This is a genomic window from Rhodoplanes sp. (assembly GCF_013377085.1).
GTDB lineage: Bacteria > Pseudomonadota > Alphaproteobacteria > Rhizobiales > Xanthobacteraceae > Rhodoplanes.
Genome location: NZ_JACAAX010000043.1, coordinates 23,356 through 39,254, shown reverse-complemented (window position 1 = coordinate 39,254; position 15,899 = coordinate 23,356). Strand labels below are relative to the sequence as shown.

General features: G+C 69.0%; 13 protein-coding genes. 6 read left to right on the top strand and 7 right to left on the bottom strand.

All coding sequences use genetic code 11. The annotated features are described in order from the left end of the window. Positions 1-67 precede the first annotated feature (67 nt). From HXX10_RS23825 to HXX10_RS23815, 3 genes are all read right to left on the bottom strand, one after another. On the bottom strand, positions 68-1,042 hold the full coding sequence (locus HXX10_RS23825; protein WP_296525760.1) for an FkbM family methyltransferase: 975 nt from the start codon (positions 1,040-1,042) through the stop codon (positions 68-70). A gap of 365 nt (positions 1,043-1,407) precedes the next feature. Further along, positions 1,408-1,917 carry a copper chaperone PCu(A)C gene (locus tag HXX10_RS23820; RefSeq protein ID WP_296525759.1) on the bottom strand — a complete coding sequence of 170 codons (510 nt, stop codon included), beginning with the start codon at positions 1,915-1,917 and terminating at the stop codon, positions 1,408-1,410. 103 nt (positions 1,918-2,020) lie between these two features. Further along, positions 2,021-2,392, bottom strand: a complete 372-nt coding sequence (locus HXX10_RS23815) for a hypothetical protein (protein WP_296525758.1) — start codon at positions 2,390-2,392, stop codon at positions 2,021-2,023. Between the two features lie 696 nt (positions 2,393-3,088). Between HXX10_RS23815 and HXX10_RS23810 the strand changes: the two genes are divergently transcribed. The 4 genes from HXX10_RS23810 (at position 3,089) to glgA (ending at position 9,341) form a co-directional block, all read left to right on the top strand. Continuing rightward, positions 3,089-4,510, top strand: coding sequence for a bifunctional enoyl-CoA hydratase/phosphate acetyltransferase (locus tag HXX10_RS23810; protein ID WP_296525757.1), 1,422 nt, complete (start codon positions 3,089-3,091; stop codon positions 4,508-4,510). A gap of 18 nt (positions 4,511-4,528) precedes the next feature. After that, positions 4,529-5,728, top strand: coding sequence for an acetate/propionate family kinase (locus HXX10_RS23805; RefSeq protein ID WP_296525756.1), 1,200 nt, complete (start codon positions 4,529-4,531; stop codon positions 5,726-5,728). A gap of 310 nt (positions 5,729-6,038) precedes the next feature. After that, positions 6,039-8,048, top strand: a complete 2,010-nt coding sequence (locus tag HXX10_RS23800) for an alpha-1,4-glucan--maltose-1-phosphate maltosyltransferase (RefSeq protein ID WP_296525755.1) — start codon at positions 6,039-6,041, stop codon at positions 8,046-8,048. Between the two features lie 48 nt (positions 8,049-8,096). Then, positions 8,097-9,341: a glycogen synthase gene (gene glgA, locus HXX10_RS23795; RefSeq protein WP_296525754.1), complete on the top strand. Its 1,245-nt coding sequence runs from the start codon at positions 8,097-8,099 to the stop codon at positions 9,339-9,341. Between the two features lie 169 nt (positions 9,342-9,510). Here the strand turns inward: glgA and HXX10_RS23790 are convergent, their stop codons facing one another. Together HXX10_RS23790 and HXX10_RS23785 are read right to left on the bottom strand one after the other, a co-directional pair. Then, on the bottom strand, positions 9,511-10,038 hold the full coding sequence (locus tag HXX10_RS23790; RefSeq protein ID WP_296525753.1) for a CBS domain-containing protein: 528 nt from the start codon (positions 10,036-10,038) through the stop codon (positions 9,511-9,513). Between the two features lie 179 nt (positions 10,039-10,217). Further along, complete coding sequence (locus HXX10_RS23785) at positions 10,218-11,507, bottom strand: alpha-glucosidase/alpha-galactosidase (RefSeq protein ID WP_296525752.1); 1,290 nt, start codon at positions 11,505-11,507, stop codon at positions 10,218-10,220. A 434-nt stretch (positions 11,508-11,941) separates the two neighbouring features. Between HXX10_RS23785 and HXX10_RS23780 the strand changes: the two genes are divergently transcribed. Together HXX10_RS23780 and glk are read left to right on the top strand one after the other, a co-directional pair. After that, a complete protein-coding gene (locus HXX10_RS23780; RefSeq protein ID WP_296525751.1) occupies positions 11,942-13,309 on the top strand; it encodes a GH1 family beta-glucosidase in 1,368 nt (455 codons plus the stop codon). A gap of 16 nt (positions 13,310-13,325) precedes the next feature. Then, positions 13,326-14,291 carry a glucokinase gene (gene glk / locus HXX10_RS23775; RefSeq protein ID WP_296525750.1) on the top strand — a complete coding sequence of 322 codons (966 nt, stop codon included), beginning with the start codon at positions 13,326-13,328 and terminating at the stop codon, positions 14,289-14,291. Between the two features lie 37 nt (positions 14,292-14,328). Here glk and HXX10_RS23770 read toward each other — a convergent pair whose 3' ends face one another. Both HXX10_RS23770 and HXX10_RS23765 read right to left on the bottom strand, forming a co-directional pair. After that, on the bottom strand, positions 14,329-15,450 hold the full coding sequence (locus tag HXX10_RS23770; protein WP_296525749.1) for an SbmA/BacA-like family transporter: 1,122 nt from the start codon (positions 15,448-15,450) through the stop codon (positions 14,329-14,331). A 159-nt stretch (positions 15,451-15,609) separates the two neighbouring features. Beyond that, positions 15,610-15,777 carry a hypothetical protein gene (locus HXX10_RS23765; protein ID WP_296525748.1) on the bottom strand — a complete coding sequence of 56 codons (168 nt, stop codon included), beginning with the start codon at positions 15,775-15,777 and terminating at the stop codon, positions 15,610-15,612. Positions 15,778-15,899: the final 122 nt, after the last annotated feature.

Below are 15,899 nucleotides of genomic sequence, written 5' to 3'. Positions count from 1 at the left end.
AACGTGACGACCGTGCGGGCCGCATACGTGCGGCCGATGCAGAGAATTCACTCGGCGCACCACGGGATCAGCGCACCACGGGCGGCGCGCTGCGCAGCCGCTCGGTCCAGAACGGGCTCTTGGTGACGAACACGTTGTAGCCGACCGCGTGGTTGGTCTTGATGCGGTCGAGGAAGGCCGGCTCGCGGACCTCCTCGAACCGGCCGGTGCGCGGGTCGAGCACGAACTCGCGGCAGCCGGGCTGCGCCAGCACATGGCGGGTGACGCCATGGGTTCGGTCGGCGCCGTGCTCCTCGCACAGGATGATGCTGTCGGCATCGAGCAGCCGCCGGCCGCCCTTCAGGGCCTCGATCTCCACCCCCTCGACGTCGAGCTTGACGACGAAGCGGCCGTCCTGTTTCAGCGTGCCGTCGTCGATCAGGCTGTCGAGCGAGATCACTCCGACCTCCTCGCAGAACACGGCGTCGTCGCCGGCCGCGATCGTGAAGGCCTCGTGCTTGCGCCCGCTCAGGCGGGCCACGCCGCCGGCTGCTTCTCCGATCGCCTGGTGGCGGACGGCGAAGCGCCCGCCATTGATCTCGGCATTGCGGCGGCACTTGACGGCGTTGCGCGACGACGCTTCGATGGCGATCGCCCTGTGGGCGCCGAACGGCTTGCTGGTCACCAGTACGGACCACAGGCCGTAATTCGCGCCGCAATCGACGAACGTGTAATCGACGTCGACGACGTTCATCAGGAAGCGCTCGAGCTCCGCCTCGTAAACGTAGCGCGCGTCGAACAGGACGCTCCAGTAGCCGTCGCCGAACGGAAATGCGAAGCGGGCGTCCTCGTTGAGGTCGACCACGGCCTCGCGCCCGTCGAGCGCGATCGACAGAATCTTGCAGCCGATCGAGAAGCCGCGATGCCAGATCGGCTCGGTCAGCCGCGCGCCGGCCTTCATGGCGAAGGCGGCAAAGCGCTCGGTGAGGCTCGCGCCCCCCAGACGGCCGGTGCGGCGGTCGAAGGTCAGCGGAGGGGTTTGCCGGGGATCGGAAGCGGACATCGAGACGAGGTCTTTCGTTGGTCCGGCTTTATTTGTTGCTGTACTGTAACGAAGTTCGACAAAGCTGGTCCGATAGATCGATGCCTAGTCTATACCCGGAGCGGGCGGCCGAGGAAAGCGCGGCCGCACACGTCCGCGCAGGGTGCCGGACCTCGACTTAAATTTAGGTAAAGTTTGAAGAGGTGCACCCGTATGCGGGATGTGCGGGATGCCGAGGCCGCTCCGGTGGCCTCGGCCAAGTCTGTCAGGCGCGCCTGACAGGTCCCGCGGTGCCGCGCGCCGAGCCGCCCGCCCCTCATGGGCGGAACGGGATCGGCCACGCCGCGGCGCGTACGATCCCGCCACAGGGTCGTTGGTCCTTCTGCTCAGTGGTGCTGATGGCCGCCCGCGGCCGGGGCCCCGCCGGTGCCGGTTCCGGTGGTCGCGCCGATCGCCTGGACCGTGTAGCGGACCGCGACCGTGCCGGCCTTCTCGAACTTGAGCTCGCCCGCCAGCGTCTCGCCCTGCTTCAGGGGCTCCTTCAGGTCCATGAACATCACGTGATAGCCGCCGGGCGCGAGCGTGACGGTGGCGCCCGGCTTGATCTCCAGGCCCTGCGCCAGCGGCCGCATCGTCATCACGCCGTTCTCGGTCTTCATCTCGTGCACCTCGAACCGGCCGGCCTGGGGCAGGGCGCCGCCGACCAGCCGGTCGGGCTCGGTGCCCGTGTTGGTGATGGTCATGTAGCCGCCGGCGACCTTGGCGCCGCCCGGCGTCGCGCGGCTCCACGGCTGCTCGATGCGGAGCGAGCCGGCCTTGAACTCCTCGGCGGTCGCCGGCGCGGCGGCGACGCCGAGCGCGACGGCAAGGGTGCACGCGAGCGTGGTGCGAGTCATGAGCAGTCTCCAGAAAAGTGTCAGCCGCAACGCGCTCGGCGGCGCGCTCGACGGCAAGGGAGGCATGAAAGGCGGGTGGTCGGGTCGGCCGGGGGCCCGTCGCTCAAGCGACCGGCGGAGCGCGCGGTCGGATCGGCATGCGCTCGCTCGCCGCCACCACGGCGACGGCCGGGCGGCCCGAAAGCCGCGTCACGACCCTGGGCCAGGCCGGCCCGTGCCGGACGGGCGCCGCAGCGACCGCGAGCCCTGGAGTCCCGCACAGGACACAGCAGTCGTGCCGGCGGCCGTCTTGTGTCGGGGCGGGTGCGCCGTCGTCGGACGGCGAGGCCGGGTCGGTCCCCGGCACGCCGAAGCAGAATCCATCGGCGCCCGCGAGGCCCGAGAGGACGGCGGCGGAGGCGGTGCGGCCCGGGGCCGAGAGAGACGGCAGGAGAACCTGGACGAGCAGGGCCGCCATCACGGCGACGGCGCCCATGATCCGCGACACCGGGCGTGGCGGTGCGGACGGTGGCGCGGCGTGGGGATGTCGTCTCGTCACACGCCTCGATAGCACGCCGGCTGGCGCGGCGTCACCCGGGTCGCGCCGGGGTGCAAGCCCTTGCGCACCCGGTTGCGCAAGGGCTTGCACTGTGGCGGCGGACCGTCGCGGGCAAGGCCCTCGCGGCTCGCCGGACGATTGCACCGACGCGAGGCCGCGACGATCATCCTGTACGCTCGTACGGGAATTTCCCGATGGGGCTATTTCGGATCGTCGGCGGGCGCGATCCATTGCATCCCGGCATCGGTCGCGACTCGCGATCACGGCGCCCGAGTCGGGGGCAGGACGGTGACGGTGGGGATCGGAAACGCCGCCCAGGTGGTTCTTCTGTCGTGTATTCGACACTTTATGTGTTTCTTATAAGTTCGTCGGTAGACTGACTCGCGGTTCGTTCGAGCTTCGGACTCCGTCGGCTGGTATCTCGCGCTGTGAGTCGTCCGCGTGATACTCACGACGTCTCACGCGTTTATCGGAGGCCATGCGCGTTTGCTCACCCAGCCAAACGCCGAATTCAATTGACCCTCGCACGGTCCGGATGTCTTTCCTGCGCCCTTCCTGGAACGGATTTTGCTCCGGACCCCCAATCGAAGACTCGGTCGGTGCGCCTGCGCACTACCGGAGGTGGACACTCAAATGGCAGACGTGATCAAGAACACGACGTTCAACGAGCTGAAGATCGGCGACAACGCCAGCATCGAGCGGACTTGCTCGATCCAAGACCTCTATCTGTTCGCGCACGTCTCGGGAAACACCAACCCGGTCGTGGTGCCGGACGGATCCCCGGACAGCCGCAAGGTGCAGGCGCCCTTCATGTGGGCGGGCTCGCTGATCTCGGCGGTGCTCGGCAATCTGCTGCCCGGCCCCGGAACGCTCTATCGTTCGCAGGATCTGCGCTTCGTCAACGGCGTGCATGTCGGCGACAAGGTGAAGGCGAGCGTCCGCTGCGTCGCCAAGAAGGATTCGCCCATCGCGGTGTTCGAAACGCGGATCGAGAAGGCTGACGGCACCGTGGTGGCCGAGGGCGCCGCCACCGTCGACGTTCCGGTCGAGCGCATGACCATGGCGGCGCGCGAGCTGCCGACCTTTTTTCTCGACAGCCTCGATCAGTTCACGCCGCTGATCGCGCGCGCCCGCAGCCTCGGCCCGATGGCCACCGCCGTGGTCTGTCCCGACGACCACAACTCGCTCGGCGGCGCCGTGCTGGCCGCGCGCGAAGGCCTGATCGAGCCGATCCTGATCGGCTCCAAGGCGGCGATCCTCAAGGCCGCCGAGGTCAGCGGTCTCGACATCTCGTCCTACAAGCTGATCGACACCGTCTCCGCCGTCGAGGCGTCGGCGAAAGCCGTCGAGCTGGTTCGTCGCGGCGAGGCCGCCTCGGTCATGAAGGGCAACCTCCACACCGACGATCTGCTCGGCCAGGTGGTGAAGAAGGACGGCGGCCTGCGTGCCGGCCGGCGCATCAGCCATGTGTTCGTGATGGACGTGCCGACTCTCGACCACCTGCTGTTCATCTCGGACGCGGCCATCAACATCGCGCCGGATCTCATCACCAAGGTCGACATCACGCAGAACGCCATCGATCTCGCCATCTCCTGCGGCATCGAGAAGCCGCGCGTCGGCATTCTGTCGGCGGTCGAGACCGTCAACCCGAACATTCCGTCGACGCTCGATGCGGCGGCCCTGTCCAAGATGGCCGAGCGCGGCCAGATCAAGGGCGGCATCGTCGACGGCCCGCTCGCGATGGACAACGCCATGGACGTCGCGGCCGCCCGCACCAAGGGCATCACGTCGCTGGTCGCCGGCCACGCCGACATCCTGATCGTGCCGAACCTCGAGTCCGGCAACATGCTGGCGAAGGAGCTCACCTTCGTGGCGCGCGCCGAAGCGGCCGGCTTGGTGGTCGGCGCGAGGGCGCCCGTGATGTTGACGAGTCGCGCCGACAACGATCGGGCGCGGTTGGTCTCGGCGGCGCTGGCGCAGCTCTACGAGTATCGACGGCGCACCGGCCACGCCGTCGCAGTCGACTGCGAAGTCGCCAAGGTCGCTGCAGAATAAGAAACGGGGACGACTTCCATGAGCGACCACATCATCACCCTCAACGCGGGGTCTTCCTCGATCAAGTTCGCGCTGTTCGCCGCCGAGGGCGGCGAGTGGCCGCGCATGATCACGATCGGCCAGATCGAAGGCATCGGCGTTTCGCCGGAGTTCGAGGCCAAGGTCGGCGGCAACAAGGTGAAGCGCGCGCTGACGGGCGCCGAGCTGCCGAAGAACCACGACGACGCGCTCAAGATCATCATCGGCTGGCTCTCGGAAACCTTCCCGGACGCCAAGATCGCCGCGATCGGCCACCGTGTCGTCCACGGCGGCCCGATCTACTCGGCGCCCATGCTGATCGACGCCGCGTCCTTGAAAGTGCTGGAGGGCTTCTCGCCGCTGGCGCCGTTGCACCAGCCGCACAATCTCGCCGGCATCGCGGCGGCCGAGCGGGCCTTCCCGGGCATTCCCCAGGTCGGTTGCTTCGACACCGCGTTTCACCGCACCCAGCCGTTCGTCAACGACACGTTCGGCCTGCCGCCGCAGTATTACGAGGAAGGCGTGCGCCGCTACGGCTTCCACGGGCTCTCCTACGAGTACATCGCCAGCCGGCTGAAAGACCGCGACCCGGCGGCGCTGCGCCGCACCGTGGTGCTGCATCTCGGCAACGGCGCGTCGATGTGCGCGATTCGGGACGGCAAGGCCCAGTCCTCGACCATGGGCTTCTCGCCGCTCGACGGGCTGTCGATGGGCACGCGCTGCGGCCAGATCGATCCGGGCGTTCTGCTCTATCTGATGCAGAGCAAGAAGATGGGGGCGGCCGAGATCTCCGACCTCCTCTACAAGAAGTCGGGCCTCAAGGGCATGTCGGGCGTGTCGAGCGACATGCGCGACCTCGAGTCCTCCGAAAAGCCGGCGGCCAAGCAGGCGATCGAGTATTTCGTAGCGCGCATTCGCCGCGAGCTCGGCGGCCTGATGGCGGTGACGGGTGGCGCCGATGCGCTGGTCTTCACCGGCGGCATCGGGTCGAACTCGAAGTTCATTCGCGAGCAGGTGCTGGTCGGCATGGAGTGGGCCGGCATCGTCTTCGATGCCGCCGCCAACCAGAAGGGCGCCGAGGTGATCTCGGCGGCCGGCTCGGCCGTCAAGGTCTATGTCCTGCAGACCGACGAGGAGGCGATGATCGCCCGCCACACCATCCGGGTGGCGAAGCTCGCGCCGGCGGTCGCCACCGCCTGAGCGGCGGCGCGCCTTTAGGCGCTGGCGCCGGCCTCGGCCGGAACCATCCTGTGATCCGATCCGACGCCCGCGGCGAGCCTCGTCGCGGGCGTCGGCTTTTCGGGGCGGGGGGCCGTCCCGAGCGTCGCTGATTGCCGGTTTTATCGCACCGCGATACGGCCTTGCCGTGCGGCCCGAAAAGAAACATTGTAGGCCGTCGCCGTGCCCCCGCGAGGGTTGCCGCGCCTCTGCGTGCATCCTGCGCGGCGCACCGGACGCAGGCGGGACGACGATCGCCCATAAGCTGCCCTGATTTCTCATAAGGCTGAAGATGAATTTCCCACGCGCCCCACGCTCGACCGTGACGTACGAGCCGCACCTTACGACGGCTCCGGACGCGACGCCGCTCGACTCCGACGTCTTTCAGCGGCGCTTCTTCATCGAGGACGTGTTCCCGAGCATCGATGCCGGCCGCTTCGCGGTGAAGCGCATCGTCAGCGAGCCGGTGGACGTGTGGGCCGATATCTTCCGCGACGGCCACGAGGTGACGTCGGCGGCGCTGCGCTGGCGCCGCGAGGGCGAGCGCGGCTGGCACACGGCGCCGCTGGTGCCTGTCGAAAACGACCGCTGGCACGGCACCTTCGTGCCGATCGAGCTCGGCCGCCACGTGTTCGTCGTCGAGGCCTGGACGGCCGGCTTCGCCACCTGGCGGCGCGACACGCTGGCCAAGCAGAAGGCCGGCGTCGACATCACGCTCGACCTGAAGGAGGGCCGCGAGCTGGTCGCCGCGGTGCTGCCGCGCGCCGGCGACGCGGCAGGACGGCTGCAGGCGGCCGTCAACATGTTCGACACGGCCGGCGACGCGCGGCCGCTGCTCGCCGAGGATCTGGCCGTCGCCATGGCGACCGTCGAGCCGCGGCCGGACCTCACCTGGAGCCACGCCTTTCCGCTGATGATCGAACGGGCGCGTGCCCGCGCCGGTGCCTGGTACGAGGTGTTTCCCCGCAGCCAATCGGACAGCCCCGAGCGCCACGGCACCTTCGACGACGTCATCGCGCGGTTGCCCGATGTCTCCGCCATGGGCTTCGACGTGCTGTATTTCCCGCCGATCCACCCGATCGGCGTCAAGAACCGCAAGGGCAAGAACAACTCGCTGAAGTCCCAACCGGGCGAGCCGGGCAGTCCTTATGCGATCGGCGCGGCCGAGGGCGGCCACGATGCCGTGCACCCGCAGCTCGGCACCATCGCGGACTTCCGCCGCCTGGTGGCGGCGGCGCGCAGCCACGGGCTGGAGATCGCGCTCGACTTCGCCACCCAATGCTCGCCCGACCATCCGTGGATCAAGGAGCATGCCGACTGGTTCAGGTGGCGGCCCGACGGCTCGATGAAATATGCCGAGAATCCGCCGAAGAAGTACGAGGACATCACCAATCCCGACTTCTACTGCGCCGACCGTGTCGCGCTGTGGCAGGCCCTGCGCGATGTCGTGCTGTTCTGGGCCGAGCAGGGCGTGCGGATTTTCCGGGTCGACAACCCGCACACCAAGCCGTTCCCGTTCTGGGAGTGGATGATCCGCGAGGTACAGACGCGCTTCCCGGACTCGATCTTCCTGTCGGAAGCCTTCACGCGCCCGAAGGTGATGAAGGCGCTGGCCAAGCTCGGCTTCAGTCAGTCCTACACGTATTTCACCTGGCGCACCGGCAAGGACGAGCTTTCCTCCTACATGGCCGAGCTGACGCGCCATCCCGAGCGCGAGTATTTCCGGCCGAACTTCTTCGTCAACACGCCCGATATTCTCCCCGTGCATCTGCAGGGCGGCGAGCCGTGGATGTTCAAGTCGCGCGTCGCGCTCGCCGCGATCCTGTCGGGCAGCTACGGCGTCTACAACGGCTTCGAGCTGTTGGAGCACGCGCCGGTGCCCGGCAAGGAGGAGTATCTCGATTCCGAGAAATACGAGATCAAGCCGCGTGACTGGAACGCGCCCGGCAACATCAAGGACTACATCGCGCGGCTGAACGCCATCCGCCGCGCCAATCCGGCCCTGCAACAGACCGCCAACTTCGCCTTCGCGCAGGTCGACGATCCGGCCGTGATGGGCGTCGTCAAGGAGTCGGTGGCGCACGACAACGTCGTCGCCGCCGCGATCGCGGTGGCGCCCGGCCAGCACGATGTCTGGTTTCATTTCGGCGATCTGCGGATCGGCCCGGACGGGGCGCGCCGCCCGGTGCGGGCGGTGGAGAACCTCGTCACCGGCGAGTGGCGGCTGGTCGAGTGGGGTGGCGTCCGCCTCGCCATCGACACCGACAAGGACCCCATCGTGATGCTCCGTTGCGTCGCCTGACGTCGCACCGGCCGACACCGCCGCGCGTCGCGGCGCATGGAGTTGGAAATGCGTATTCTGCTCACCACCAACGAGTATCCGCCCTATGTGTACGGCGGCGCCGGCGTCCATGTGGAGTATCTGTCGCGTGAGCTGGCGAAGCTGACGCCGGTCGAGGTGCGGACCTTTCATGAGCAGACCCTGGACGAGGGGCAGCTCCATGTCCGCGGCATCAAGGTCGACACCACGCTGTTCGCCGGCTGCCCGCAGACTTACGTGTCGCCCCTGAAGGCGCTCTCCACCTGCCTCGCCTTCATGGGGCAGGGCATCGGCAACGAGCTCGACGGCAGCGTCGAGATCATCCACTGCCACACCTGGTACACGCATTTCAGCGGGCTGCTCGCCAAGATTCTCTACAACATCCCGATGGTCATCACGGTCCATTCGCTGGAGCCGCTGCGGCCGTGGAAGCGCGACCAGCTCGGCCACGGCTACGATCTCTCCCGCTGGATCGAGAAGAACGCGCTGGAGACCGCCGACGCCGTGATCGCCGTCTCGCGCAGCACGCGCGACGACATCCTGCGGCTGTTCGAGGTGGCGCCCGAGCGCGTCCACATCATCCCGAACGGCATCGACACCGACGAGTACCGCAAGATCCACGCGCCCGAGGTGCTCACAAGGCTCGGCATCGATCCTGAGCGGCCCTTCGTGCTGTTCGTCGGCCGCATCACGCGCCAGAAGGGCCTCTATTATCTGCTGCAGGCGATCCCGCATCTGGACCCGAGCCTGCAGGTGGTGCTGTGCGCCGGCGACGCCGACACCATCGCGCTGCAGCGTGAGACCGAGGAGATCGTCGCCGAGCTGCAGAGCCGGCGCAGCGGCGTGATCTGGCTGTCTAAGATGCTGCCGCGCGCCGACACGATCGCGCTCTACTCGCACGCCACGGTGTTCTGCTGCCCGTCCATCTACGAGCCGTTCGGGATCATCAATCTCGAGGCGATGGCCTGCGGGACGCCGGTGGTCGGCAGCGCGGTCGGGGGCATCAAGGAGGTGGTGGTCGACGGCGTCACCGGCATCCTGGTCGATCCGAGCCTGTCGCCCGAGCCGCCGCACGATCCGATCTCGCCGGCGCGCTTCGAGCGCGGGCTGGCCGACGGCATCAACCGCATCGCCGGCGATGCCGAGCTGCGCGGCCGCATGGCCGAGGCCGGGCGCGCCCGAGTCGAGCAGAATTATAGCTGGCACAGCGTGGCGAAGAAGACCTTCGACCTCTACCTGCAGCTCCGCGCCGGCCGCAAGGCGACCAGCCAGTAGGGGCTGCACGGCCGGCTCGTATGTCGTTCGTCATGGCCCGTCATTCCGGGGCGCGCCAAAGGCGCGAACCCGGAATCCAGCGGCAAGCTCTGCACTGTCGGTTGGATTCCGGGCCCGGCACTCCGCGCCGTCCCGGAATGACCGGCGAATAGACCTCTCGAATCTCGTCTCACTTCGGCGAGCGGGTCCGCTGCAGCCAGTACTGGCGCTCGAGCTCGATCAGGCGCTCGTCCGTCATCGAGGGATCGTGCTTGGCGGCCGCCTCGGCCCGGCCGAGGGCGCGGGGCAGGGCGCGCAGCAGGTCGGCGCGCGAGATCACCCCGACGACCTGCTGGCCGCGCACCACCGGCAGACGCTTGATGCGGTGCTGCTCCAGGAGCTTGCCGGCGTCCTCGATGGTGGTGGCCTCGGTCACGGTGAGCGGGCTGATGGTCATCACGGCGCCGACCGTGAGGGTGTGGAAGCGCGCCGGCTCCCCTTCGAGCCCACTACGCTCGCTCAGGAGCTGCAGCCAATGGGGCCGCCGCAGCGGCCCTTCGCCGTTGCGCCGCCGGAGAAGATCGCGCTCGCTGACGATGCCGACGAGCCGGCCGCCGCGGTCGACGACCGGCAGGCCGCTGATGCGGTGATCGAGCATGAGCTGAGCGGCGTCGGCGATCGGGCTGTCAGGCGCGACCGTCACGACCGGGCTCGTCATGAAATCCTTGACCCGCACCGGACCTCTCCGATCCCGGCCCCGGGCGACTCCGTCGCCGGCGTCGTGCTGCGCTCAGCCTAATCCAATGCCTCCGCCTCCGTCGAGACACCAGTTCGGGACCGCCCGACTTTCGCAACACGAGACGACGAGCAGTCCCGCTCCGGATGGGTCGGTGGTTCCTAGATGCACGCCCGGATATAGGGCCGGTTGATCTCCCACAGCTCCTCCAGCAGGGCCTCGGCGGCCTTGGCCGAGGAGACCACCGGGTCGATCAGCAGGGCCTCGCGGGCGAGATCCTTCGAGCCCCGCATGGCCGCTTCGACGGCGAGTTGCTGCACGCCGGCCGGCCCGGCCAGGAGCTTGGCGACCGGATCGGGCAGCGGCCCGAGCGAGACCGGGTGCACGCCGGCGGCATCGACCACGATCGGCACCTCGACGGCGAGGTCGGCCGGCAGGTTCGGGATGGTGCCGCGGTTGAGCACGATGCCCGACTCGATAAAGCGCTTCTGGTTGTTGACGACGCCGGTGACGACGGCGGCACCCCGCTCGCCGGATGGGGTGAGCCACCAGCCCGGGACAGGGCTTCGGCCCGCCAGAACCGCCTCGACCTCGGCGTGGAACTGCCGGCGGACCTGCCTGTCGCCGGCGAAGTCGTAGCCCTCCCCTTTGCCGCCGTCCGCCTCCCAGCCGAACGGCAGGTACTCGCCGGTGTGCCCGTCGCCGCAGGTCGGCCACAGGCCGAAGGCGTGGAACAGGGTGCGGGTCAGCGGCGCAAAGCCGGGGTCGTAGGTCGCCTCCGCGGCGCGCAGCCGCGGATAGAGGTCGGCGCCGCCGGCGTGGTCGCGGATCTGCAGCAGCCACTGGAAGTGGTTGAGCCCGGCCGCCCACACGTCCACGGCCTCGGCCGGCAGGCCCATCACGGCGGCGACATGGCCGCGGCTGCCGAACACGCCCTCGCACAGGCCGACGGCGCGGATCCGGCTGTACTTGCCGACCGCCAGGATGATCCGGCTCTCCGGGTTGGAGAAGTTGACGAACAGGGCGTCCGGGCAGAGCGCCTCCATGTCGCGGACGAAGTCGAACACCAGCGGCAGCGTGCGCAGCGTGAAGAACAGGCCGCCGGGGCCGCCGTTCTCGCCGAGCGTCTGGCGGATGCCGTGCTTCTTGGGGATCTCGTAGTCGAGCTGCCACAAATGCAGGCGATCGATGGCGGTGGCGTTGAGCACGAAGCCGGCGCCCGGCAGCGCGGCGCGGCGCTCCGTGGCGGTCTCGATGACGAGCCCGGCGCCGGACTTGTCATTGAGCAGGCGCGCCAGCGCCGCCGAGCGGGCCAGCGCGTCGGGGTCGGTGTCGACCAGCACGAGAGTGCTGCCACGCAGGTTCTCCGCGTAGAAGAGGTCGCGAAACATGCTGAGGCCGAACGACATGCTGCCGGCCCCGATGAAGACGATTTTGGTGATGTTGGCCATGGATGCCTCGACGCCGAACCGCCGTCGGTGGAGCCGGGCACCGACGGGGCGCACGCCACTCGGCACGATCGTTCCGCGCGGCTGCGACGTTCGGGTCCGCGTCGCCGGAGCGGCGGTCCACGCCGAGAGTCTCCGCCGAATGGTCGGCGGGCAAAACTCCGATATGGCCCGTAAGGACATGTCCGCGTGGCTGCCGCTCGAGCGCGATCGGAACGCGTGCTCTCTGTCCATTCGTGGTCGCATGTCGGCGTGGCGGACCGGGGACCACCTCGCCGGGACACGCTCCGGGCCGTCGCGCTCGGCCACTCTCAACAATTCGGAAATCTGCCGGGCGTAATTTTCCCCTGTTACCTCGGAGAGGGTTCGGGCGCATAATTGTAATGGCTGCCTGAACGCGCTCCAGGCCGTCATTGCGACTGCGAGGAAAAACAGACATGAGCAAGCGCGAGCCCGCGACGGCCGCTGCCGCGTCCGCCACCCCGTTTCTCTGGGGAGTCTCCACCTCGAGCTATCAGATCGAAGGCGCCGCAGCCGAGGACGGCAAGGGCCCGAGCATCTGGGACACCTATTGCCGCCAGCCGGGCCGCATCACCGACAACGACACCGGCGACGTCGCCTGCGACCACTATCACCGCTATGTCGAGGACGTCGCGCTGATGAAGACCCTCGGGGTCGGCGCCTACCGTTTCTCGGTGTCGTGGCCGCGGGTGCTGCCGAAGGGACGCGGCGCCGCCAACGAGCCGGGCCTCGCCTTCTACGACCGGCTGATCGACAAGCTTCTGGACGACGGCATCGAGCCGTGGCTGTGCCTCTATCACTGGGATCTGCCGCAGGCGCTCGACGATCTCGGCGGCTGGGCCAATCGCGACTGCGCCTTCTGGTTCGCCGACTACGCCGCCCTGATCGCGCGGCGCTACGGCGACCGGGTGAAGCGCTTCGCCACCTTCAACGAGTCGTCGGTGTTCACGCTGTTCGGCTTCGTGATGGGCGGCCAGGCGCCCGGCATCGCCGACCGCGCCATGCTGCATCGGGCGATCCACCACGTGAATCTCGGACACGGCGAGGCGATCGACGTGCTGCGGGCCCATGTGCGCGACGCCTCGCTCGGCATCGTCCACAACATGCAGCCATGCCGGCCGGCGACCCCGGCGCCCGAGGACGTGAAGGCCGCCGCACTGTTCGACGCCTATTGGAACGGCGCCTTCGCGGATCCGCAGATCCTCGGCGCCTACCCGGCGCTGCTCGCCGACCTGATCGAGCCGTATGTGCAGGCCGGCGACATCGCAAAAATCTGTCGGCCGATCGATTGGTTCGGCCTCAACCACTACTCGCCGCACTACATGAAGGCGTGGGACGGCAACCCGCTCGGGGTCGGCTGGGGCCCGGCGCCAGACAACATCAAGCGCACCAGCATGGGCTGGCCGATCGAGGCGGACGCGTTCCGCGACACGCTGCTGCTCCTGCATGAGCGCTACAAGCTTCCCATCTACGTGCTGGAGAACGGCACCGCCAACCCGGACGTGGTCGACGACAAGGACGAGGTGAACGATACGCCGCGCATCGACTTCCTGAAGGCCTACACTGACGCGCTCGCCGAGGCGCGGGCGAAGGGGGCCGACGTGCGCGGCTATTTCATCTGGTCGCTGCTCGACAATTTCGAGTGGGGCTCGGGCTACAGCCAGCGCTTCGGCATCGTCTATGTCGACTACGCGACCGGCAAGCGCATCCCCAAGGCGTCGTTCCGCTGGTACGCGAACCTGATCAAGGCGACGTCGCCGCGGCGCGTCGCCGCCGCCTCCTGAGCCGGGTGTCTGCGTCGTGAGTGACAGTACCGTCGATGCCATCCTGCTCGCCGACATCGGCGGCACCAATGCGCGCTTCGCGCTGATGACGGATCGCCTCGGCGCGATCCGGCATCTCGCGGTCGTCGACTTTCCGGCCGCCAAGGATGCGGTCGCGACCTTCCTGCGCGAGGACGCGGCCGGCTCGCGGGTCGCCGGCGCCGTGCTGGCGGTCGCGGCGCCCGTGGAGGGCGAGCGCTGCCGCTTCACCAACAGCCCCTGGGTGGTCGACGCGGCCGAGCTGCGCGCCGCCTTCGGCATGGTGCGGGTCCGGCTCGTCAACGACTTCGAGGCGGTCGCCTGGTCGCTGCCGCGCCTGATGGCGGACGATCTCCGTCCGGTCGGCGGCGGCGCGCCCGTGCCGGGCGGTCCCATGGTGGTGCTCGGGCCCGGCACCGGGCTCGGCGTGTCGGCCCTGGTGTCCACACCGTCCGGGTTCGTGGTGGTCCCGACCGAGGCCGGCCACACGACGCTCGCGGCCACCACCGATCGCGAGGCCGCGATCATCGCCGAGCTGCGCCGGCGCTTCGGCCATGTCTCGACCGAGCGGGTGCTGTCCGGCCCGGGGATCGAGGCGCTCTACACGACGATCGCCACGCTCGACGGCATCTTGGTGCCGTCGCGGCGCCCGGCCGAGATCACCCGGCTGGCCGAGCAGGGCGGTTGCCCGGTCTGCCGCGCCGCCGTCGACATCTTCTGCGCCATGCTGGGCAGCGTCGCCGGCGACCTCGCGCTGACGTTCCGGGCCCGCGGCGGCGTCTTCGTCGCCGGCGGGATCGTGCCGCGGCTTGGCGACCGCTTCGGCGCGTCGGAGTTCCGCGCCCGCTTCGAGGCGAAGGGGCGCTTCGCGTCCTATCTGGCCGAGATCCCGACCGCCGTGATCGTCCACCCCGACGTGGCGTTTCTCGGCCTGCAGGCGATCGCGGCGCGGCTGCAGGGGTGAGCCGGCCTGTCGGCGCATCTCGTCGAGCGTCCCGCGGTCAGATCACGTGGTCGGGTTCGGGTGAGACCGGCGCCGGCCGCGGCAGGCCGTCGACGGCGTCGAGTCCATGCATCAGCGTGGCGACGCGGTTTACCGACGAGCGCCATTCGGCCACCCGCTGATAGTTGTCGACGAACCAGTTGAACGCCACCTGCACGGACACGAAGGCGGCCGAGGCCTGGGTGAGCTCGCCGAGCGACATCTCGCCGGCCAGGAATTTCGGCGCGCACAGCATCCAGGCGCAGACCGGCGCCAGCAGGATGTCGGTCTGCGACACCATGGTGGTGCCCATGAGCTGCCAGCAGAGCTGCCGCCAGCGCAGCAGCACCTGGGTGAGGGCGCTGCGGACATCGTGAAGCTCCGCCAGCGCGACGGCGGCCGGTGGAGTGCGCTCGCCGAGCTCGCGGATCTCGTTCGCCGCAGCGCGCAGCTCCGCCTCGGCCTGGTTCTCGGCCTGGATGACGGGCGTGAGGTTGCGCCCGACGAACGCCATGGCGGTGGTGAACAGCGCCGTGTAGACGACCACGGCCAGCACCAGATAGGCCGGGATGGTCAGCGCGCGTCCGGCCAGCACGACGTGAAAGTTGCCGCCGACCGTCCACAGCACGTTGATGAAGACCAGCGCCGTCATCACGGCGTTCAACAGGCCGATCGCCATGTCGACCGGGGCGTCGGTGGCGATGCGGGCATCGAAGGAGATGCGGTACTCGGCGTTGGTGTGCTCGCCGTCGACCGAGACGAGCCGCTGGTAGCGGTCCTCGGTCAGCCACACGGCGAGCAGGTGCGTGGTAAGCCACTCGCGCCATTTGCGCTGGGTGGTCATGCGGGCCCACACCGAGGTCACCGACAGGGAGACGCTGAGCACGGCGAGCGGCACGAACCAGACGACCTGCGACCACAGGCCGGCGGCATCGCGGCGCTCGAGGGCATTGAAGAAGTCGCGGTTCCAGTAGTTGAGCTGGTACTGGACGGTGAGCTGGGCGAGCACGATGGCGACCAGGCCGATGGTCAGCGGCCAGCTCACCTTGGCGGACTGGCCCTTCCAGAAGCCGGACGCGCTCTCCCAGTAGCGCCCGAACAGGCGCTTGGGTTGCTCGTCGGGTCGATCAGGCTCGGACATGCGCCCCCGGCTCGCGCCCCGCAACCGGCGGGACCGAGCCCGGCCGCGCGCGCGACGCGTCCTGCAAGGCATAAACCGCGGCGGGCGGAGATCAAGTGCGGTCGATCCGGGATGCGGACCGAGGCGCGCGACCGTCTCGGGCCTGGAGCAGCCCGCCGTTCAGGGGCGGGGGCGCATGCCGAACGGCCGCCTCACCCGCGCCGGGACCATCTCGGTCCCGAGGCGGTCGAGGCCGATCAACGCGCGGGCCGCGAACGCGAGCATGGATGCGAGCACCAGCGTCAGCTCGATCGTCATCAGCACGTTCGCATCGGTTCCGGCATCCATGGCATGTCCTTTCGGCCTCGTGTCGATTTGGTCTACGCGCCGGAGCCGAGCGCGGATCACCGTGCGACGATGGTGCACACCGGGTCCGCCGGGTGCGCCGGGGGTGCTGGGGCCACCCGCGG